General features: G+C 69.5%; 21 protein-coding genes. 11 read left to right on the plus strand and 10 right to left on the minus strand.

Annotated elements, in window-relative coordinates; translation table 11 throughout:
- Positions 1–44: 44 nt before the first annotated feature.
- From pheS to rpmI, 3 genes are all read right to left on the minus strand, one after another.
- Entirely contained in the window at positions 45–1,124 is a 1,080-nt protein-coding gene (gene pheS, locus ACPCJR_RS11735) for a phenylalanine--tRNA ligase subunit alpha (protein ID WP_391512139.1), read from the minus strand.
- A gap of 185 nt (positions 1,125–1,309) precedes the next feature.
- Positions 1,310–1,675 carry a 50S ribosomal protein L20 gene (rplT, locus tag ACPCJR_RS11740; RefSeq protein ID WP_110350399.1) on the minus strand — a complete coding sequence of 122 codons (366 nt, stop codon included), beginning with the start codon at positions 1,673–1,675 and terminating at the stop codon, positions 1,310–1,312.
- A gap of 51 nt (positions 1,676–1,726) precedes the next feature.
- Positions 1,727–1,930, minus strand: a complete 204-nt coding sequence (rpmI, locus tag ACPCJR_RS11745) for a 50S ribosomal protein L35 (protein WP_056244427.1) — start codon at positions 1,928–1,930, stop codon at positions 1,727–1,729.
- A 456-nt stretch (positions 1,931–2,386) separates the two neighbouring features.
- Here rpmI and ACPCJR_RS11750 point away from each other — a divergent pair, with 456 nt between their 5' ends.
- Entirely contained in the window at positions 2,387–3,520 is a 1,134-nt protein-coding gene (locus tag ACPCJR_RS11750) for a glycosyltransferase family 4 protein (protein WP_391512138.1), read from the plus strand.
- Between the two features lie 173 nt (positions 3,521–3,693).
- Complete coding sequence (locus ACPCJR_RS11755) at positions 3,694–6,039, plus strand: glycogen debranching N-terminal domain-containing protein (protein ID WP_391512137.1); 2,346 nt, start codon at positions 3,694–3,696, stop codon at positions 6,037–6,039.
- Positions 6,040–6,347: 308 nt separating this feature from the next.
- On the opposite strand, the gene infC is transcribed toward ACPCJR_RS11755, so the two are convergent.
- Complete coding sequence (gene infC / locus ACPCJR_RS11760; protein WP_245421477.1) at positions 6,348–6,869, minus strand: translation initiation factor IF-3; 522 nt, start codon at positions 6,867–6,869, stop codon at positions 6,348–6,350.
- A 169-nt stretch (positions 6,870–7,038) separates the two neighbouring features.
- The gene (locus ACPCJR_RS11765; protein ID WP_391512136.1) at positions 7,039–8,277 is read right to left on the minus strand and encodes a glycosyltransferase family 4 protein; all 1,239 of its coding nucleotides are present in this window, start codon (positions 8,275–8,277) and stop codon (positions 7,039–7,041) included.
- A gap of 95 nt (positions 8,278–8,372) precedes the next feature.
- Between ACPCJR_RS11765 and ACPCJR_RS11770 the strand changes: the two genes are divergently transcribed.
- On the plus strand, positions 8,373–9,191 hold the full coding sequence (locus tag ACPCJR_RS11770; RefSeq protein WP_391512135.1) for an alpha/beta fold hydrolase: 819 nt from the start codon (positions 8,373–8,375) through the stop codon (positions 9,189–9,191).
- Positions 9,192–9,290: 99 nt separating this feature from the next.
- Here the strand turns inward: ACPCJR_RS11770 and ACPCJR_RS11775 are convergent, their stop codons facing one another.
- Both ACPCJR_RS11775 and ACPCJR_RS11780 read right to left on the minus strand, forming a co-directional pair.
- On the minus strand, positions 9,291–9,575 hold the full coding sequence (locus ACPCJR_RS11775) for a DUF1150 family protein (protein WP_391512134.1): 285 nt from the start codon (positions 9,573–9,575) through the stop codon (positions 9,291–9,293).
- 142 nt (positions 9,576–9,717) lie between these two features.
- Positions 9,718–10,149 (minus strand): Hsp20 family protein, encoded by a 432-nt coding sequence (locus tag ACPCJR_RS11780; protein ID WP_110350406.1) that lies wholly within the window; start codon positions 10,147–10,149, stop codon positions 9,718–9,720.
- Between the two features lie 574 nt (positions 10,150–10,723).
- Here ACPCJR_RS11780 and ACPCJR_RS11785 point away from each other — a divergent pair.
- From ACPCJR_RS11785 to ACPCJR_RS11815, 7 genes are all read left to right on the plus strand, one after another.
- Positions 10,724–11,224 carry a Tat pathway signal protein gene (locus tag ACPCJR_RS11785; protein ID WP_391512133.1) on the plus strand — a complete coding sequence of 167 codons (501 nt, stop codon included), beginning with the start codon at positions 10,724–10,726 and terminating at the stop codon, positions 11,222–11,224.
- A gap of 83 nt (positions 11,225–11,307) precedes the next feature.
- Entirely contained in the window at positions 11,308–12,009 is a 702-nt protein-coding gene (locus ACPCJR_RS11790) for a MotA/TolQ/ExbB proton channel family protein (RefSeq protein WP_391512132.1), read from the plus strand.
- A gap of 91 nt (positions 12,010–12,100) precedes the next feature.
- Positions 12,101–12,565, plus strand: coding sequence for a protein TolR (tolR, locus tag ACPCJR_RS11795; RefSeq protein ID WP_110350409.1), 465 nt, complete (start codon positions 12,101–12,103; stop codon positions 12,563–12,565).
- Between the two features lie 52 nt (positions 12,566–12,617).
- Positions 12,618–13,745: a TonB family protein gene (locus ACPCJR_RS11800; RefSeq protein WP_391512131.1), complete on the plus strand. Its 1,128-nt coding sequence runs from the start codon at positions 12,618–12,620 to the stop codon at positions 13,743–13,745.
- Between the two features lie 70 nt (positions 13,746–13,815).
- Positions 13,816–14,337, plus strand: coding sequence for a metallophosphoesterase family protein (locus ACPCJR_RS11805; protein ID WP_391512130.1), 522 nt, complete (start codon positions 13,816–13,818; stop codon positions 14,335–14,337).
- Between the two features lie 240 nt (positions 14,338–14,577).
- Positions 14,578–14,904, plus strand: coding sequence for a hypothetical protein (locus tag ACPCJR_RS11810; protein WP_391512129.1), 327 nt, complete (start codon positions 14,578–14,580; stop codon positions 14,902–14,904).
- A gap of 151 nt (positions 14,905–15,055) precedes the next feature.
- Positions 15,056–15,196, plus strand: a complete 141-nt coding sequence (locus tag ACPCJR_RS11815; protein WP_391512128.1) for a hypothetical protein — start codon at positions 15,056–15,058, stop codon at positions 15,194–15,196.
- A gap of 25 nt (positions 15,197–15,221) precedes the next feature.
- On the opposite strand, the gene ACPCJR_RS11820 is transcribed toward ACPCJR_RS11815, so the two are convergent.
- Positions 15,222–15,458, minus strand: coding sequence for a hypothetical protein (locus ACPCJR_RS11820; RefSeq protein WP_110350413.1), 237 nt, complete (start codon positions 15,456–15,458; stop codon positions 15,222–15,224).
- Between the two features lie 165 nt (positions 15,459–15,623).
- Here ACPCJR_RS11820 and flaF point away from each other — a divergent pair, with 165 nt between their 5' ends.
- Positions 15,624–15,998 carry a flagellar biosynthesis regulator FlaF gene (flaF, locus tag ACPCJR_RS11825; protein ID WP_391512127.1) on the plus strand — a complete coding sequence of 125 codons (375 nt, stop codon included), beginning with the start codon at positions 15,624–15,626 and terminating at the stop codon, positions 15,996–15,998.
- A gap of 117 nt (positions 15,999–16,115) precedes the next feature.
- Here the strand turns inward: flaF and ACPCJR_RS11830 are convergent, their stop codons facing one another.
- Both ACPCJR_RS11830 and thiC read right to left on the minus strand, forming a co-directional pair.
- Complete coding sequence (locus ACPCJR_RS11830; RefSeq protein ID WP_391512126.1) at positions 16,116–16,466, minus strand: hypothetical protein; 351 nt, start codon at positions 16,464–16,466, stop codon at positions 16,116–16,118.
- Positions 16,467–16,662: 196 nt separating this feature from the next.
- Positions 16,663–18,555 (minus strand): phosphomethylpyrimidine synthase ThiC, encoded by a 1,893-nt coding sequence (gene thiC / locus ACPCJR_RS11835; RefSeq protein ID WP_391512125.1) that lies wholly within the window; start codon positions 18,553–18,555, stop codon positions 16,663–16,665.
- Between the last annotated feature and the right edge of the window lie 72 nt (positions 18,556–18,627).

Raw genomic sequence — 18,627 nt, forward strand, 5'->3', positions numbered from 1 at the left:
GCCGGGGCGGGCCGAGCCGGGATCGAAAAGCGGTGCGGCGGGGCTCAGGCGGTCAGCCCGCCGACGAGGCTCGGCACGTCGATCGGCCGGAAGCCGTAATGCTCCAGCCAGCGCACGTCCGCCTCGAAGAAGGGGCGCAGGTCCGGCATGCCGTATTTGAGCATGGCGAGCCGGTCGATGCCCATGCCGAAGGCGAAGCCCTGGACCTGATCCGGGTCGAGCCCGCCGCTGCGCAGCACGTTGGGGTGGACCATGCCGCAGCCGAGGATTTCCAGCCAGTCGGTGCCCTCGCCGAAGCGCAGTTCGCCGCCCTTGCGCGAGCACTGGATATCGACCTCGGCCGAGGGCTCCGTGAACGGGAAGAACGACGGGCGGAAGCGCATCGTCACCGCCTCGACCTCGAAGAAGGCGCGGCAGAACGATTCGAGCACCCATTTCAGGTTCGCGATGTTGGCCGAGCGGTCGATCACGAGCCCTTCGACCTGATGGAACATCGGGGTGTGGGTCTGGTCGGAATCGTGCCGGTAGGTGCGGCCGGGCATGATCACGCGGATCGGCGGCTGCCCCGCGCGCATGGTGCGCACCTGAACCGGCGAGGTGTGGGTGCGCAGCAGCTTGCGCCGCCCGAGATGGTCGGGGCGTAGGAAGAACGTGTCGTGCATCTCCCGGGCCGGGTGGCCTTCGGGGAAGTTGAGCGCGGTGAAGTTCAGCTCGTCCGTCTCGATGTCGGGCCCTTCGGCCACCGAGAAGCCGAGATCGGCGAAGATCGCGGTGATCTCCTCGATCACCTGGCTGATCGGGTGGATGCGGCCGCGGACCTCCGGCGCCTCGCGCAGGGGGAGCGTCACGTCGATGCGCTCGGCGGAGAGCCGGGCGTCGAGGGCGGCTTCCGTCAGCGCCTCGCGCTTGGCGAGGATCGCGCCCTGCACCCGGTCGCGCAGGCCGTTGATGAGGGGGCCGCGCTCGCGCCGCTCGTCGGGCGTCATCGCGCCCAGCGTCTTGAGGAGCTCCGAGACGCTGCCCTTCTTGCCGAGCGCCGCCACGCGCAGGGCTTCGAGGCTCGCCTCGTCCCCGGCCCGCTCGATCTGCCCGAGGAGGTCGCGTTCGAGAGCGTCGAGATCCATCACCGCTGTCCTTACCGATCGTCCGAGTGCTGCGTCCGGGGCTGCTTTTGCGCGTCGCCGGGCCACGCGCAAGCGCCGCATCGGCGCCGGGCCTCCGGGAGAAGTCCGCACCCGGAAAACAAGAAGGCGCGGCGCTCGCCGCGCCGCGCCTTGTCAAAGGGTCGTTCCGCCTCTCGGCAGAGCGGTCAGGCGGCCTTCGGCAGGGCCGACTTCGCCTTCTCGACGACGGCGGCGAAGGCAGCCGGCTCGTGGATGGCGAGTTCGGACAGGGCCTTGCGGTCCACCTGGATGCCGGACTTGGCCAGCGCATTGATGAAACGGGAATAGGTCAGGCCGTGCTCGCGCACCGCCGCGTTGAGCCGCTGGATCCAGAGGGCGCGGAAGGTGCGCTTCTTGTTCTTGCGGTCGCGGTAGGCGTACTGCAGACCCTTCTCCACCGCCTGCTTGGCGATGCGGATCGTGTTCTTACGGCGGCCGTAATAGCCCTTGGCGGCCTTCAGAACCTTCTTGTGCTTCGCGTGACTGGTCACGCCGCGCTTTACGCGAGCCATGGGAGATCTCCTGGAGTTCTAGAAAACAGATTCGACTGACGGAGGAAAAACTTACCGCTGGTTCGGCAGGAAGTACTTCTTCACGTTGGCGGCATCGCCCTCGAACAGGGTCGTGGTGCCGCGCAGGTTGCGGATCTGCTTCGTGGTCCGCTTGATCATCCCGTGGCGCTTGCCGGCCTGGGCGTACATCACCTTGCCGGTGCCGGTGATCTTGAAGCGCTTCTTGGCGCCGGATTTGGTCTTCAGCTTGGGCATTTGGCTCTCCTGACGCGACAGCGGATCGGCCGGTGAGCCGGGGCTTCGCGCGTGAATGCTGCTGGAGCAACGGGAACCGCCACGGCAGCCCTAATCGGCCGGGCGGTTCGACGCGGGCGGCTTATGGCAGAAACCGCCCGCCGTTTCAATCGATGGATCGAACGGCACGATTTTCGCGCCGCCCGCAGATGGGTGGCGCGGCGGGCTGCATCGAAAACAGGCATCGGGAGCCGGACGGTCAGGCAAGTGATGAATCACACCTGCACCGATTTGCGGCGATTCCCGCACGAACATTGTGGAAAGCCGGCATTCGGTGGGCTTGCCAAGATTTCCGCTCGCCCCAGCGAGGTGAGCGGAACCATAAACCTTGGCTGTCGGTTTCGTTCATGTCCCGCTCAGGCCGTACCCCCCATTCATCGCCCCAACATCCTTTTCCCGGTCACAGGAGACGTCTTCGTGCGCATTGCCCAGGTTGCTCCGCTCGCGGAAGCCGTGCCCCCGAAGTTTTATGGCGGCACCGAGCGTGTCGTTTCATGGATCACAGAAGAACTCGTCCGCCAGGGTCATGACGTGACGCTGTTCGCGAGCGGCGATTCCCAGACATCGGCCAAGCTCGCCGCCTGCCATCCCGAGGGTCTGCGCCTTCTCGGCTACCGCGACCATACCGCGGGCCACCTCGCCATGCTGCACCACGTGCATCGGCGGGCGCACGAGTTCGACGTGATCCACTTCCACATCGATCTCTTGCAGTATCCGATGTTCGAGGATCTGTATCACAAGTGCCTGACGACCATGCACGGCCGCCTGGACGTGCCGGACTTCATGCCGGTCTACAACACGTTCACGGGCATGCCGCTGGTCTCGATCTCCGACAACCAGCGCGAGCCGATGCCGGAAAACTCCAACTGGCTGGCCACGATCCATCACGGCCTGCCCAAGGAGAACTGCCCCTATTATCCGGAGGCCAAGGGCGGCTACCTCGCCTTCCTCGGCCGCATCTCGCCCGAGAAGCGTCCCGACCGCGCGATCGAGATGGCGATCCGCTCCGGCACGCCGCTGAAGATCGCCGCCAAGGTCGACAAGGCGGACCAGGAATACTGGGATGAGAAGATCGAGCCGATGATCCACCACCCCCTGGTGGAGTATATCGGCGAGATCAACGAGGAGCAGAAGAAGGACTTCCTCGGCAACGCCCTGGCGCTCGCCTTCCCGATCGACTGGCCGGAGCCCTTCGGCCTCGTGATGATCGAGGCGATGTCGGCCGGCACCCCGGTGATCGCTTACGGCAACGGCTCCGTGCCGGAGGTCATTAAGGACGGCGTCTCGGGCTACATCGTCAACTCGATGGACGAGGCGGTCGAGGCCTGCCGCAAGGTCAAGGATCTGCCGCGCGCCGGCGTCCGCAGCCACTTCGAGGGCCGCTTCACCGCCGAGGTCATGGTCCGCAAGTACGTAGCGGCCTACGAGCAGCTGCTGGCCGGCCGGGGAAACGTGCTGAAGATGCCGTCCGCCGGCGCCTTCTCGCCTCAGTACGGTGAGCTGAACGGTGCGTCGCACGCGCCGATCCACGTCGCGGCGATGCCGGCCTGAAGCCGGGTCCGGGCTTGAGGGAAACTGTCCCGTGGCCCCTCGCCGGGGCCGGGGACGCGCCTAACTGAACGGGTCCGACAGGGGCCGCCGGTCGCTTCGAGCCGACCGGCGGCCCTCGATTTGCGAGCCCGGCCACGGGCTCCCCTCGGATCAACGGCACAAAGGCGCTTCGCATGGCGGCACAGGACGACGCAGCCCACAACCACGCCGATACGGCCGAAGGGCGGGCGCGCAAGGCCGGCCCGGGACTCGGCTTCCAGGACGCGGACGAGAGCCTGCCGCAATACCATATCGAGGCACAGGCCTCGCTGGTGGAGCGCCCCCTGCGCTCCTTGAAATACGGCGAGGCCTTCGCCGTGCTCGACAGCTACGGCGATATCGGCTGGTATCCGGGGCCGGAGGGCCTCTACTTCCAGGACACGCGCTACCTCTCGCGCCTCGCCCTCACCATCGAGGACGAGCGGCCGATGATGCTGTCCTCGGCGATCCAGGACGACAACGGGGCGCTCAGCGTCGATCTCACCACGCCCGACATCCGGCTCGATGCGGGCGACGAGACCGCGATCCCCCGCGAGCTGATCGCCATCGAGCGCACCAAGTTCCTGTTCAAGGGGACCTGCTACGATCGGATCGGCCTGCGCAACTACGACACCCGGCGGCGGCGGCTGCGCATCGGCGTCACCTTCGACGCCGATTACCGCGACCTGTTCGAGGTGCGCGGCTCGGATCGCACGAACCGGGGCAAGCGCACCGTCGAGCGGCGCAGCGAGACGGAGGTGCAGTTCCGCTACGCCGGCCTCGACGAGATCGTGCGCACCACCTCCCTGCATTTCGGGCCCAAGCCCCACACGCTCGAACCGGGCAAGGCCGAGTTCGTGGTCGAGCTGGAGCCGGGGGCCCAGAACTCCCTCTTCATCCGCGTCGTCTGCCAGTCGCACCGGGCCTATACCAGAGCGCCCGGCCCCGAGCGGGCGGGCGAATCCGCGGCGGCGGCGCTCTCGCGGGCGGCGGGCAGCCTCGCCGAGCAACCGGATCGCTCCTTGAGCGAGGGACGCATCTTCGCCCGCGCCTACCGCGACAACCGGCGCGACCAGCGCCAGATCACGGCGGGCATCACCACGATCATCTCCTCGAACGATCAGTTCAACGAGGGGCTCTGCCGGGCCACCGCCGACCTCTACATGCTGGCGACCCGGACGCAGGAGGGCATCTACCCCTTCGCGGGCATCCCCTGGTACTCCACGGTGTTCGGACGCGACGGCATCATCACGGCGATGATGGCGCTCTGGATCGACCCGAACTTCGGCAAGGGCGTGCTGCGCTTCCTCGCGGCGACGCAGGCCAAGGCCGTCGATCCGGCCGCCGACGCGCAGCCCGGCAAGGTGCTGCACGAGACCCGCCGCGGCGAGATGGCGATGCTCGGCGAGGTGCCCTTCCGGCACTATTACGGCACCATCGACGGCACGCCGCTCTTCGTGATGCTGGCGGCGCAGTATTACGAGGTGACGGGCGATCTCGGCACGATCCGGGCGATCTGGCCGCAGCTCAAACTCGCGCTGGAATGGATCGACACCTACGGCGACCGCGACGGCGACGGCTTCGTGGAATATGCCCGCGAGACCGAGCAGGGCCTGGCCAACCAGGGCTGGAAGGACAGCCACGACTCGATCTTCCACGCCGACGGCGCCATGGCCAAGGGGCCGATCGCGCTGTGCGAGGTGCAGGGCTACGTCTACGCGGCCAAGCGCGGCGCGGCCCGGCTCGCGAGCCTTCTCGGCGAGGACGACCTCTCGGTCCGGCTCTCCGCCCAGGCCAACACGCTGCGCGAGAACTTCGACCGGGCGTTCTGGTGCGAGGAGATCGGCACCTACGCGCTCGCGCTCGACGGCCAGAAGCGGCAATGCGCGGTGCGCTCCTCCAACACCGGCCACGCCCTGTTCACGGACATCGCCCTGCCGGAGCGGGCACCCCTGGTGGCGGCGCAGCTGCTGTCGACCGACGGCTTCAACGGCTGGGGCATCCGCACCATCGCCAAGGGCGAGGCGCGCTACAACCCGATGTCCTACCACAACGGCTCGATCTGGCCGCACGACAACGCGCTCTGCGCCCTCGGGCTCGCGCGCTACGGCCTCAAGGACGAGGCGGCGCGGGTGTTCGAGGGCATGTTCGACACGAGCCTCTACTACGACCAGAAGCGGCTGCCCGAGCTGTTCTGCGGCTTCATGCGGCGGCGCCAGCGCGGCCCCGTCAGCTATCCCGTGGCCTGCTCGCCGCAGGCCTGGGCGGCGGCGGCCCCCTTCGCCTTCCTGGCGGCCTGCCTCGGGCTCGAACTCGACCACGCCCGCAACCGGATCCGCTTCCGCAACCCGGTCCTGCCGCGCTTCCTCGAAGCGGTGGAGCTGTTCAACCTCAAGCTCGGGGATTCGCGGGCCGACATCCGCCTGCACCGCCACGGGCACGACGTGACGGTCGCGGTGAGCCGGCGCGTCGGCGACGTGCAGATCTCGATGCTGAAATAGGGTTTGCGAGCAGCCGGTCCGTCTCGGACGACGAGGCTGGATGCGATGTCCGATCCACGGCCCGGCAGCGTCGCGATCCTGGATCGCTTCGCTGAACCTCGCTATGACGGCGTGGGTTCACTCTCTCCGTCACGGCGAGGCCCGAAGCGATCCGGACCGCGACGCTGCCGGAAAGAGGCGCTCGAACGGTCCGCACCGGCCCCATCGCCGCACGGGGTCGCGAAAACGAAAAATGCGCCGCCCCCGCAAGGGGACAGCGCATTGGGTGGGGGCAGACGCTCCGCGACGATGCGCGGATGAGGAGCCTTTTAGCGCGGCGCCAGGATCATGATCATCTGGCGGCCTTCGAGCATCGGCTCGCTCTCGACCTTGGCGATCTCGGCGGTCTCGACCTTGACGCGTTCCAGGAGGCGCAGGCCGATATCCTGGTGAGCCATCTCGCGGCCGCGGAAGCGCAGGGTCACCTTGACCTTGTCGCCCTCCTCGAAGAAGCGGTGCACGGCCTTCATCTTCACGTCGTAATCGTGCTTGTCGATGCCGGGGCGGAGCTTGATCTCCTTCACCTCGACCGTCTTCTGCCGCTTACGGGCCTCGTTCTGCTTCTTCTGTTCGTTGAAGCGGAAGCGTCCGTAATCGAGGAACTTGCAGACGGGAGGCGACGAGTTCGGCGCGATTTCGACGAGATCGAGCCCGATCTCCTCAGCCATCGCCAGCGCGTCGAAGAAGGGCACGACACCCTTGTTCTGACCATCCTGGTCGATGAGCTGGACGTCGCGGACGCCGCGGATGTCCCGGTTTGCGCGCGGCCCGTCCTTCTGCGGGGCCGGCATGGCTCTCATTGGTCTGCGAATGGCTCAGTTCTCCTGTATCAACGACGAAACGGCAGCCTGAAGAGCCACCCCAACGAGCAAGCCCCGGCCACCGATCGATCCGGCGCGGCCGGACCTCACTAACTTGGCAAATCTTCTTGCGGAGTCAACTCGCGGGACTGATTTCGGTTCATCCCCGCCCCGTTCCGCCCCGATTCAGCAGCTCCGCGTAGACGCCGAGCGTTCCCGCGATCATGCGATCGAGGGAGAAATTCGCCTCGACATGGGCTTGCGCCCGGCGGGCGAGGGCGTCGCGGGCGCTCGCTCTCAGGCAGAGCGCCTCCTTCAGCGCCTCGGCCAGGGCGGCGGCATCGCCGGGCGGCACCCGCCAGCCGGTGCGCTGGGCCGGATCGACATCGGGCGGGGCCAGCACCGTCTCGGGCACGGCGCCGAGATCGGAGACGACCACCGGGATGCCGAGCGCCTGCGCCTCCACCGCCGAGCGCCCGAAGGCCTCGGGCTCGACGGAGGGCACGGCGACCACGCAGGCCGCCCGGAAGGCCGCCGGCATGTCGCTGCAATGACCGACCCGGCGCACGAGGCCGGCGAGGCCCCGGGCCTCGATCAGGGCGTCGAGTTCGCGCTCGTAGGCCGTGCGTCCCTGCGGATCACCCGCGAGCACCACGGCGAAATCGGCGATTCCGAGATCGCGCAGGCGGGCGGCGGCCTCGATCAGCACGCGCTGGCCCTTCCAGGCGGTCAGCCGGGCGGCGAGCAGCACGACCCGCTCGTGGGGGGCCACGCCCCAGGCCCGGCGCAGGCTCTCGACCCGGGCGGGCGCGACCGCCGAGGGCGTGAAGGTCGAGAGATCCGTGCCCCGGTGGATCACGGTGATCCGCTCGCCCGCCTGTTCCGGATGCGCCCGGCGGATCAGCTCGGCCGTGTAGTGCGAGTTGGCGATCACGGCGTCGCCCCGCGCCATCACCGAATTGTAGAGCACCTTGACCGCCGTCCGGCCGGAATAGCTGCCGTGATAGGTCGTCACGAACGGGATCTTCAAGCGCCGCGCGGCACCGAGCGCCACCCAGGCCGGAGCGCGGGAGCGGGCGTGCAGGATCTGCACGCCCTCGTGGCGGCAGAGCCGGGCCAGACGCTCGACGTTGAGCGCCATGGCCAGCGGATTCTTGGTGTTGGCGGGGAAGGGCACCCAGATCCCGCCCTTGGCCTGCAGCTCGCCGACGAGCCGGCCGCCCTCGGTGGCCACGAGCGGACGCGCTCCGGCCTCGGCCAGGGCGGCGGCCACGTCGACGGTGGTGCGCTCGGCGCCCCCCGCCTCTAGGGCGGGGATGATCTGGAGCACCGTGACGCCCGCCAGCGGCGAGACCTCGGACGACCGAACGGGGCCGCCGGACAGGCTGCCCCCGTTCATCGCGTCACCCGCGTCGGGACGGTCGCTCGAAACATGGTCATCGGGTAAGGATCGTCCCAGGCGCTTTACGGTTCGGTAAACGAAGCGTCGTCGGCATGTTTCAGAATCGCGGGGCCCACGCGGACGTGAGCACTTCCGGGACTTTTTCGGGCGAATTGCCCGTCACCACCCTGACCGTCGGCGGCGCCTCGGCGCCCCGACGGATCGCCGTGCGCATCCGAGAGGGCGAGGGCCCGCCCGTGGTCTGGCTCGGCGGCTTCCGCTCGGACATGCGCGCGACCAAGGCCGCCGCCCTGGATGCCTGGGCGGCGGAGCGGGGCCGGCGCATGGTGCGCTTCGACTATTCGGGGCACGGCGAGTCGGAGGGGCGCTTCGAGGACGGCACGATCTCCGACTGGCTCGCCGACGCCGCGGCGGTGATCGAGCGCTACGCCGACGAGCGGCCGATCCTCGTCGGCTCCTCCATGGGCGGATGGATCGCCTGCCTCGTCGCCCGCGAGCGGGCGCGGCGGAGCCTGAGCCTCGGCGGCATGGTGCTGATCGCCCCGGCCCTCGATTTCACGGAAGCGTTGATGTGGGCCTCGTTCCCGCCGGAGATCCGGCAGACCCTCGAGCGCGACGGCGTCTGGTACCGGCCCACGGACTATGCCCCGGAGCCGGACCCGATCCGCATGGCGCTAATCGAGGACGGGCGGCGCCACCTCCTGCTGGAGGAGGCGCTGGAGCCGGGCTGCCCGGTCCACATCCTCCAAGGCATGGCCGATCCGGACGTGCCCTACGGCCATGCCCTGCGCATTCTGGAGCGCCTGCCCGGGCCGGGCTCGATGCTGACGCTGATCAAGGACGGCGACCACCGCCTGTCCCGGCCCCAGGACATCGCGCTCCTGGTGCGGTCGGTCGAGGCGATGGCCTGAACGACAGCCCCCGCATACACGCGGGGGGCAGCGCCTTTGATGCCGCTTAGAGCTGCGCTTTCTTTCGACGAACCGGTGTCCACTTCGTCGGAATGCGCACTAGTGCAGGCTCACCGGGAAGAGCTGGTGCGCCATCGCGTTCGCGACGGCGACCTCGCGGGAATCGGTGAGCAGGATTGGCGCCCCGCTCGCGGAGAGCAGCGCGAACAGGTCGAGGCCCGGGGTCATCTCGGGCGCCTGCGGGAACAGGCTGCGCACCTCGTCCGAGCGGATCGGCCGGACATAGGCGATATGCCCCTCGCCGAGCGCGGCGAACTCGGCCGGATCGATGGCGGGCGTGGCGGCGGTGTCGATGGTGAGGTCGATCGTCGTGAGGTCGTTCATGGAATGCCCTCCTTCCGAGGCAGAGCGTTGAATCGGATATGGTCCCGCAGGTCGGCGGCGACAAATCCGGGTTGGGGGTGAGGTCTGGCGACGGATGACCGCAGCCTGCGATGCATCGCTGCGTCGGCTCAGGGAACCCGGATCACGGGTCCTTCGAGGCGATCGCGATCTTGCGCACGATGCGCTCCGGCTCCGGCCGGACGAGATCGATCGAGAGCAGGCCGTTCGACAGCTCCGCGCCCAGAACCTCCATGCCGTCGGCGAGGAGGAAGGCCCGCTGGAACTGCCGCGCCGCGATGCCGCGGTGCAGGAATTGGCGGGACTTGTCGTCGATCTGCCGGCCGCGCACGACGAGTTGACTCTCCTCGAGGGAAACGTCGAGCTGGTCCTGCGTAAAACCGGCCACCGCCAGCGTGATGCGCAAGCGATCGGGCTCGTTTTCGCTGCGGGCGATGCGTTCGATGTTGTAGGGCGGATACCCGTCGTTGGCGGCCTTCGACACGCGGTCGAGAGCCTGCTCGATCTCGTCGAAGCCGAGCAGGAACGGGTGCCCGAACGGGGATGGCCGCGTCATGGTCGCTCAAACCTCCGGCGAGGCCCTGCGGGGACGAACCCCTTGCGGCACCTCGCGGTCTCGAGCCCGCCTCGCGGCAGCGCTCTTGAACGGGGATATGGAAAGCGGCCCCTCCGCGATCAAGATCGCCGGTTCCCAGCGCCCTCGGTGCGACTGCATCCCCGCCGGTGCGCCCGATCGTCCGGCACCATCATGGGATTAAATGGCAATTCAGTCCGGGACGATCGGGAAAGAGCGGGACGGGGGCGGCATCGGGTCCAATAGTTTGGAATTGCTCTGAAATTCTTCTCAAACCTTGATTGCTCCCCCGATTGTCGGATAGCACGCCTTGAAACTTGAAAGATGCGCGGTGCCCCGGGAGCGCCGGGCGTCACCTTTGCCGTATCCGTGACATCAGCCGCAGCCGGACCTCGCGAAGGCTGTCCGGTGCCCGAGGAGGGCGCCCTGGGATCGGATCGCCCGCGGCGGGCAATCGGTACTTCTTCGGCCTTCGGGTCAGGCGGCCCGCTCCGAATCCGACGGGGCGGCGCGAGAACGGGGAGACGGGATCGTCGTGATTCAGGAAGCCTGGGGAATGCGGCGCGCAGCGCCGGGACGGGACGGGATCGGAAGGCGCCTGCTCGCGGGCGCCGCGCTCGCCGCCGCCCTGACCGCCCCGGTCCCGGCCGCGCTGGCGCAGGAGGGCGGCCCGACGGCCGCCAAATCCGACACGGTCAAGTCCGACGCTCCGCCCCTGAAGATCGAGCTGAACCGCCTCGAGCCCGCGGGCGAGGCCTGCCGCACCTACATGCTCGTCGACAACAGCCGCGGCACCGCGCTGAAGTCGCTCAAGGTCGATCTCTTCGCCTTCGACACCGAGGGCGTCGCCCAGAAGCGCCTCGCGGTCGAGCTGGGACCGGTCCAGGAGAAGAAGACCGTGGTGCGGCTCTTCGACTTCCCCGGCCTCGCCTGCCCGAAGGTCGGCCGCCTGCTGCTGAACGACGTCCTGGCCTGCGAGGGCGGGGACGCCACCCGCGAAACCTGCCTGGAGCGGATCGAGCCCGCCACCAAGACTTCGGCCGCCTTCGATCGCTGAAGCCGGCCCGGCCGTCCCACCCGCTCCGGTTCGTCCGGGCGGCCTGGGACGGCGGACAGACCATGAGCCACGAGGAGTAACAGATGGATCCGACGTCCGTGCCCGCCGAGGCCGTCGCGCAAGCCCACGACATGTCGTTCCTCGGCCTGTTCCTTCAGGCCGACCCGATCGTGAAAGGCGTGATGATCCTTCTCGTGGTGGCCTCGCTCGCCTGCTGGACCGTGGTGTTCGAGAAGATGGTCCGGCTCGCCGCCGCCAAGCGGCAGGCCAAGGCCTTCGAGGCGATGGTCCGCTCCGAGGGCACCATCGACACGGGGCAGAGGGGCATCGCCGGCCACGTGGTCCGGGCGGGCCTCGACGCGTGGCGCGATCAGGACACCAGCGAGAGCCGGGCCGAGCGCCGCGAGCGGATCGAGCGCGCGATGAAGGGCGCGCTGGGCGTCGAGGTCAAGCGCCTCCAGGGCGGCCTGCCCCTGCTCGCGACCTCCGGCTCCACCGCCCCGTTCGTCGGCCTGTTCGGCACGGTCTGGGGCATCATGAACTCGTTCTCGTCCATCGCGAAGAGCCAGGACACCAGCCTCGCGGTGGTGGCGCCGGGCATCGCCGAGGCGTTGTTCGCCACCGCCATCGGCCTCGTCGTCGCGATCCCGGCGGTGATGGCCTACAACAAGCTCTCCGGCGACGTCGCCCGCATCCAGTCCGGCTTCGTCTCCTGCATCGCGGTGCTCGGCAACCGCCTCGCCCGCGACCGCGGCCCCCACGCCCGCGCCGCGGCCGCCGAGTAGCGTCCCGCACGACACCCGACCATCCCGAAACCCTTGAGGCGACGCCCGTCCGGTCCGGCGGGCCGCCGCCGACGCCCGGGAGGGCGACACCATGGCCATGGGAACCGCGCGTTCGGCGAGCGACGACGAGGACGGCCTCGACGCCACGCCGATGTCCGAGATCAACGTCACCCCGATGGTGGACGTGATGCTGGTGCTGCTCATCATCTTCATGGTGGCGGCCCCGCTCATGACGACGGGCGTGCCGGTGCAGCTGCCGAAGACGACCGCCGCCAAGGTGGCGCAGTCGCAGAAGCCGCTCGAAGTCTCCATCGACAAGGACGGCAACCCGTTCATCGCCAAGGACGGCTTCACGCCGGAGACGATCCTGCCGCGCCTGCGCCAGCTCAAGGCCGAGAACCCGGAACAGGTCGTGCTCGTGCGCGGCGACCGGGACGTGCCCTACGGCAGGATCATGGAGGTGATGGGCCTCGTCGGTCAGGCCGGCTTCACCAAGGTCTCGCTGATCGCCCAGTCCGCGGGCGGTGCCGCGCCCGCCGCCGGGGGTGCCAAGTAGCGCCATGGCCGCTCCCATGCCCGCCCCCAGGTCCGCACAGAAGCCGCCCCCGATGCCGGCATCCCTGCCTGCCCCTGCACCCGGCTCCGCCGGAGCGGCGCTTCCCTCGGACGGGGGGGGAGGGCAGGGCCGCCTCGCGGCCGCCTTCGCCCTGGCGCTGGCCCTGCACGCCGCGGGCCTGATCGGCATCACCTACCTGCACCTGACGCCGCCCGCTCCGCCGGGGGACCAGGAGATCACGATCGATCTCGCCCCGCAGATGATGGAGGCCGACACCCAGGCGGCCGCCGAGACGGCCCAGGCGGACGCCGTTCCCGAGGAGGCCAAGCCCGAGGGCGAGCCGGAAACCGCCGAGCCGGTCGAGACGCCGCAGGAGGTGCAGCCGCCGCCTCCGCCGGAGACGGCCCAGGTGGCGCCCGACGAGGTACAGCCGCCCCCGCCCACCGAGATGACGCAGGTCATGCCGGAGGAGGTTCAGCCGCCCCCGCCGCCCGAAGCCGTCACCGAGGCCGTGCCCGACACGCCGCCGCCCCCGCCGGAGGAGCAGCTCGTGACCTCCGAGGCGCAGGAGGCGGAGCCGATGGCGCCGCCCCCGCCGGTCGCGGCCAAGCCCGAGCCGCCCAAGCCCGAGCCACCCAAGCCCGATCCCAAGATCGAGGAGCGCCGCAAGGCCGCGCTGGAGAAGAAGCGCGAGGCCGAGCGCGAGGCGCGCCGCAAGGAGCTGGAGAAGGTCCAGGAGAAGAAGCGCGAGGAGGCTCGGATCAAGGCCGCCAAGGCGAAGGCCGAGCGCGACGCCGCCCGGCGCGCCCAGGCGGCGCAGGCCGGCAATTCGCAGCGCAACTCCGCCGCGACCTCGCGCCAGAGCGCGACGGGCTCAGCCGCCGCGGCCAGCGATCCCAACGCCATGGCGGCGTGGCGCGGCGCGATCGCCTCGGCGATCCGGGGCCGCATGAACCGCGAGGCGGCGGCCGGCACCGCCGGCGGCGTCGCCAACGTGCGCTTCACCGTGAGCCGCTCGGGAGCGGTGAGCGGGGTGAGCCTCGTCGGCAGCAGCGGGGTCGGAGCCATCGATGCCGCCGCGCTCGCGGCGGTGCGCGGCGGCCTGCCGCCCGCCCCCGCCGGCGTGACCTCGTCGAGCCTCGCCGTCACGGTGCCGATGCGCTTCAGTCCCGGCCGCTGAGGCCGTATCGATCGCCCCTCCGCCGCGTTGTCCCGCTCACAGCGGACGGCGCGGCGGATCACGGCGGCGGATGACGATCTACTTCACGAGCGACACGCATTTCGGCGACCCGCGCATCCTGCGCATCGACCGCCGGCCCTTCCCCGACCTGCCGACGCACGACGCGGCGCTGGTGGAAGCCTGGAACGCGGTGGTCGGACCCGACGACACGGTCTGGCACCTCGGCGACTTCGCCCTCGGGCCCCCGCCGGAGCGCGTCGCGGCGCTGCTCGCGGGCCTCAACGGGCACAAGCACCTCATCATCGGCAATAACGACGGCCCCGCGACCCTCGCGGCGCCCGGCTGGCGTTCGGTCGCACACTACGCCGAGACCGAAGTCGAGGACCGGCGGCTCGTTCTCTGCCATTACGCCTTCCGCACTTGGAACGGCCTCGGCCGGGGCGCGATCAACCTGCACGGGCACAGCCACGGCCGGCTCAAGCCGATCCCCCGGCAATACGATGTCGGCATCGATGCGCAGGACCTGCGCCCGGTCACGCTCGGGGAGATCCTGGTCTCCCGCCGCGGAAGGACGGCGCGGACGCAGCGATAGCCATTCGCCCCGCGCCCTTCCGCAGACCGAGGGCCAAGCGGGGCAGGACTGCCCGAAATTGCGGCATGGGCGGGCGCAGAACGGGGCCGGCGCGCTCGGAACCATCCGCCGAGCGTCGCCGTTCAAAAGCCGAGACGGACGACGATGCGACGAACGGAGCGGTGCCAAGGCACTGTGATGTCACTGCATTGTGCGCTCCTCACTTTTTTGCGTTCCAGTTGAATCAGCGTCGGTTCGCCCATGCGTCACCCCTTGCGACACACCGCACTCGTCGGACTCGCCGCCGCTCTGGCGGGTCTCGGCGTCGCCTCGACCGCCCTCGCCGCGCCCGGCTGCATCGATGCCCGGCGCAAGATTCAGGAAGCCGGCGCCCTGCGCTACCAAGCCCGTGAGGAAGCCCGCCTCGGCAACCGGGATCGGGTCTGCGACACCCTCGACGAGGTCGGCGACCGCTACCACGAGGCGCAGGACGCCTTCGAGGATTGCGGGGCCGACATCGTGGCCATCGACCTGCGCAGCGAACTCCGGGCGCTCAGCGTCGCCAAGCGCGTGAATCGCTGCGAGTGACCCGGGCGGCCTCGGCCGCAACCTCTTTACGCCGACGACACCATGAAAGCCGGGCCTTGGCCAAGGTCCGGGTGCGGTCCCGCACCGCCAAGCGTTGCCGTGCGGCGCACGTTCACATCAACGAAACCACCCGCTTGCCTGAGGACTTGCCATGATCGCCACCGAGAGCAGCCACCGCCCCTCCGAGACCGAGATGCGGACCGGCCCGTCCTTCGCCGCCGCCCTGTGCGGGTTCCTCGGCAGCACCGTGGCCACGACGATGGTGATGTTCCTGCTCGGCAGCAGCGTCTGACGCCCGCACGACCGTTCGCGCGCCGTCAGGGCGCGATGGACCACAGGCGGCTGCGCGAGAACAGCATCTCCGGCTTGCCGACCGCCGCCGCCGTCCTCGGCAGCGGGCATCGAAGCGTCTCGGGCCGGGGCGGGGCCGCCGCGGCCTGAGCGGGCGGCACGAGACCGAGCCGCAGCTGGACCGCCGGATGCCGCGCCGCCGTAATGGTGGCCACACCGGCGATGATGCAGCCGGCGATCACGCCGAGGAAGAAGTTCGTCATTGGAAGCGGGTTCCGAACCCGGTGCGGCGCTGGCTGTCCACGCGGAAGGGATTCACGCCTTTCGGGGCACCATTACGGCAGAGGTCTCGCATACCCGCTTTTAACAAAGCACATGCGACATGATTCGCCCGACGGAGCGACAGCAGCGCTGGAAAAGGGCGGACGATGCAGTATGCGGCCAATGCCTATGCGAGGGTCTCGCAAGTGGCCCTCACGCCCCGGGAGGCCGAGGCCGCCGTTCTGCGCAAGGCGGCCGGACGGTTGCAGGCCCTCGGCGCCGATGTGGCGACGGGACCGGCCCTCAACGAGGCCCTGACCTTCAATCAACGCGTCTGGACGATCCTGGCCTCGGCCGCGACGGAGCCGAGCAGCCCGCTGCCCATCGAGGTGCGCACCGGCATGGCGCAGCTCTCGGCCTTCGTGTTCCGCACCATCCTGGACGCGATGATCGAGCCGACGCCGCAGAAGATCGAGTCGCTGGTCTCGCTCAACAACCACATCGCCGCCGGCCTGCAGGGCGATCCCGGCCCGGGCGCCTGAGGTCTTCGGCGCCGCTCCTCGATTGGGGCGCATGGCTCCGGGCTTGCGCCGCGTGTCCGGCCTCACGGGCCGAGGACATCCGCGTCGGCACGCATCAGGCGGTCTTGGCGACGCGCCTCAGGCGGTTTTGGCGACGCGCTCGCCGGCAAAGGGCGTCGTCTCCCGCGCGTAGACGCGCGCCTTGAGGATCACCTCGTTCGGAATCTGCATCACCACGTCCCCGGTCGAGGGGTCGGTGACGCGGAAGACGAGGCTCTGGCTCTCCGCGTCCCGGATGTAAGCGCGCCGTTCCGGCTCCGGCGGCTTCGTCTCGGTGGCTTCGGGCTTCACGTCGAGCGAGACGGCGGGGTCGAGCACGCGCGGCGGCGCGGCCTCGCTCGGTGCGGGCTCCGCCACGGGGCGAATGGGGGTCACGGTCGCGGGTGAGGAAACGGGCGGCAACGGTGCCGCGGCCCTGATCGGGTCCATGGCTGCAATCCTTCGGCTTTCGGCGCGAGGCCGGCCCTCAGGAGATTGCAGGCGTCGCTACCGGAACCTTAACGGCTCAGGAGCTGTCCCCCGGGAACGGGGAGCAGCCTGACCGAGCCGTAAAGATTGCCTGAAGGATTTTCACGATTCGCGACGGGGACGGCCGATCGAGCGGCCGTCCCCGTCGCGGGCGATCCTATTCGGCCGCGTCGACGTAGAGCTTGCCGCCCTCTTCCAAGAACTCCTGCGACTTCGCCGCCATGCCGGCTTGGCGCTCGGCGTCGCTCATCGGCTGGGCTTGGCCGATGACGATGCCGGCCTCCTCCATGGCGAGCACGTCGGCGCGCAGATCCTGCGTGATCTTCATCGAGCAGAACTTCGGGCCGCACATCGAGCAGAAATGGGCGACCTTGTGGGCGTCCTTCGGCAGGGTCTCGTCGTGGTAGGCGCGCGCCGTGTCGGGATCGAGCGAGAGGTTGAACTGATCCTCCCACCGGAAGTCGAACCGCGCGCGGCTGAGGGCGTCGTCGCGCAGCTGCGCGGCGGGGTGGCCCTTGGCGAGATCGGCGGCGTGGGCAGCGATCTTGTAGGTGATGACGCCGGTCTTCACGTCGTCGCGGTTCGGCAGGCCGAGATGCTCCTTGGGCGTGACGTAGCAGAGCATCGCCGTGCCGAACCAGCCGATCATCGCCGCGCCGATGCCCGAGGTGATGTGGTCGTAGCCCGGGGCGATGTCGGTGGTCAGCGGGCCGAGCGTGTAGAACGGCGCCTCGCCGCACTCGGCCAGCTGCTTCTCCATGTTGACCTTGATCTTGTGCATCGGCACGTGGCCGGGGCCCTCGATCATGGTCTGGCAGCCCTTGTCCCAGGCGATCTTGGTGAGTTCGCCCAAGGTCTCCAGCTCGGCGAACTGCGCCGCGTCGTTGGCATCCGCGATCGAGCCGGGGCGCAGGCCGTCGCCCAGCGAGAACGACACGTCGTAGGCGCGGCAGATGTCGCAGATCTCGTCGAAGCGCTCGTAGAGGAACGATTCGCGGTGTCCGGCGAGGCACCAGCGCGCCATGATCGAGCCGCCGCGCGAGACGATGCCGGTGGTGCGCCGCGCAGTCAGCGGCACGTGGGCCAGCCGCACGCCGGCATGGATCGTGAAGTAGTCGATGCCCTGCTCGGCCTGCTCGATGAGCGTGTCCTTGAAGACCTCCCAATCGAGCTTGAGCGGGTCGCCGCCGACCTTCTCCAGCGCCTGATAGATCGGCACGGTGCCGATCGGCACGGGGGAGTTGCGCACGATCCACGAGCGGATGTTGTGGATGTTGCGGCCCGTCGAGAGGTCCATGACCGTGTCCGCGCCCCAGCGGATCGACCAGACCAGCTTCTCCACTTCCTCGGCGGCCGAGGAGGTGACGGCCGAGTTGCCGATGTTGGCGTTGATCTTCACGAGGAAGTTGCGGCCGATCGCCATCGGCTCGAGTTCGAGGTGGTTGATGTTGGCCGGGATGATGGCGCGGCCCCGGGCCACCTCCTCACGCACGAATTCCGGCGTGATGAAGGGCGGCACCGAGGCGCCGAAGCTCTCGCCGTCGGCGAGCGCGGCCTCGGCGCGCTCCAGCATCTGCTCGCGGCAGGCATTCTCGCGATGCGCCACGTAGATCATCTCTTCCGTGACGATCCCGGCCCGGGCGAACTCGAACTGCGTCACCATCTGCCCGGGTTCGGCCCGGCGGATCGTGCGCTCGGCCGGGCAGGGGGCGACGAGCTTGTCGGCGGCGGCAAAGCCGTTGTCCTCGGGCTTGACCGCCCGCGGCTGCACGGCGGCGTAGCCGCGCTTGACGATCCAGGGCTCGCGGGCGGCGGGCAGGCCCTTCTCAAGGTCGATGGCCGCATCCGTCTCCGTGTAGGGGCCGGACGGGTCGTAGACCCGCACCGGGGCTTCCTTCGGGTCGGAGAGGGCGATCTCGCGGTAGGGGACGCGGATGTCCGGGCGGCCGGGCGCTTCCGCATAGACCTTGCGGGAGCCCTGGACGGGGCCGGTGGTAACGCTGGCAGGATTGCCGTTGGGAAGGTCTTTGGGACGGACGGGTGCGTTCATCGCTGTCGCTCCTGGCGTTGGAGGCGACCCGTGGTCCCGACGATGGTGCGGTCGGCCGCTGCTCGTGCGAGC

It is taken from the genome of Methylobacterium sp. NPDC097929, assembly GCF_049543375.1.
In the GTDB taxonomy this organism is placed as follows: domain Bacteria; phylum Pseudomonadota; class Alphaproteobacteria; order Rhizobiales; family Beijerinckiaceae; genus Methylobacterium.

What these genes read in the sequence shown, in the direction of transcription:
- pheS (WP_391512139.1), bottom strand. Translation starts at nt 1,124, where the DNA reads ATGGATCTCGACGCTCTCGAACGCGACCTCCTCGGGCAGATCGAGCGG.
- rplT (WP_110350399.1), bottom strand. Translation starts at nt 1,675, where the DNA reads ATGGCTCGCGTAAAGCGCGGCGTGACCAGTCACGCGAAGCACAAGAAG.
- rpmI (WP_056244427.1), bottom strand. Translation starts at nt 1,930, where the DNA reads ATGCCCAAGCTGAAGACCAAATCCGGCGCCAAGAAGCGCTTCAAGATC.
- ACPCJR_RS11755 (WP_391512137.1), top strand. Translation starts at nt 3,694, where the DNA reads ATGGCGGCACAGGACGACGCAGCCCACAACCACGCCGATACGGCCGAA.
- infC (WP_245421477.1), bottom strand. Translation starts at nt 6,869, where the DNA reads ATGCCGGCCCCGCAGAAGGACGGGCCGCGCGCAAACCGGGACATCCGC.
- ACPCJR_RS11765 (WP_391512136.1), bottom strand. Translation starts at nt 8,277, where the DNA reads ATGAACGGGGGCAGCCTGTCCGGCGGCCCCGTTCGGTCGTCCGAGGTC.
- ACPCJR_RS11770 (WP_391512135.1), top strand. Translation starts at nt 8,373, where the DNA reads ATGTTTCAGAATCGCGGGGCCCACGCGGACGTGAGCACTTCCGGGACT.
- ACPCJR_RS11775 (WP_391512134.1), bottom strand. Translation starts at nt 9,575, where the DNA reads ATGAACGACCTCACGACGATCGACCTCACCATCGACACCGCCGCCACG.
- ACPCJR_RS11780 (WP_110350406.1), bottom strand. Translation starts at nt 10,149, where the DNA reads ATGACGCGGCCATCCCCGTTCGGGCACCCGTTCCTGCTCGGCTTCGAC.
- ACPCJR_RS11785 (WP_391512133.1), top strand. Translation starts at nt 10,724, where the DNA reads ATGCGGCGCGCAGCGCCGGGACGGGACGGGATCGGAAGGCGCCTGCTC.
- ACPCJR_RS11790 (WP_391512132.1), top strand. Translation starts at nt 11,308, where the DNA reads ATGGATCCGACGTCCGTGCCCGCCGAGGCCGTCGCGCAAGCCCACGAC.
- tolR (WP_110350409.1), top strand. Translation starts at nt 12,101, where the DNA reads ATGGCCATGGGAACCGCGCGTTCGGCGAGCGACGACGAGGACGGCCTC.
- ACPCJR_RS11800 (WP_391512131.1), top strand. Translation starts at nt 12,618, where the DNA reads ATGCCGGCATCCCTGCCTGCCCCTGCACCCGGCTCCGCCGGAGCGGCG.
- ACPCJR_RS11805 (WP_391512130.1), top strand. Translation starts at nt 13,816, where the DNA reads ATGACGATCTACTTCACGAGCGACACGCATTTCGGCGACCCGCGCATC.
- ACPCJR_RS11810 (WP_391512129.1), top strand. Translation starts at nt 14,578, where the DNA reads ATGCGTCACCCCTTGCGACACACCGCACTCGTCGGACTCGCCGCCGCT.
- ACPCJR_RS11815 (WP_391512128.1), top strand. Translation starts at nt 15,056, where the DNA reads ATGATCGCCACCGAGAGCAGCCACCGCCCCTCCGAGACCGAGATGCGG.
- ACPCJR_RS11820 (WP_110350413.1), bottom strand. Translation starts at nt 15,458, where the DNA reads ATGACGAACTTCTTCCTCGGCGTGATCGCCGGCTGCATCATCGCCGGT.
- flaF (WP_391512127.1), top strand. Translation starts at nt 15,624, where the DNA reads ATGCAGTATGCGGCCAATGCCTATGCGAGGGTCTCGCAAGTGGCCCTC.
- ACPCJR_RS11830 (WP_391512126.1), bottom strand. Translation starts at nt 16,466, where the DNA reads ATGGACCCGATCAGGGCCGCGGCACCGTTGCCGCCCGTTTCCTCACCC.
- thiC (WP_391512125.1), bottom strand. Translation starts at nt 18,555, where the DNA reads ATGAACGCACCCGTCCGTCCCAAAGACCTTCCCAACGGCAATCCTGCC.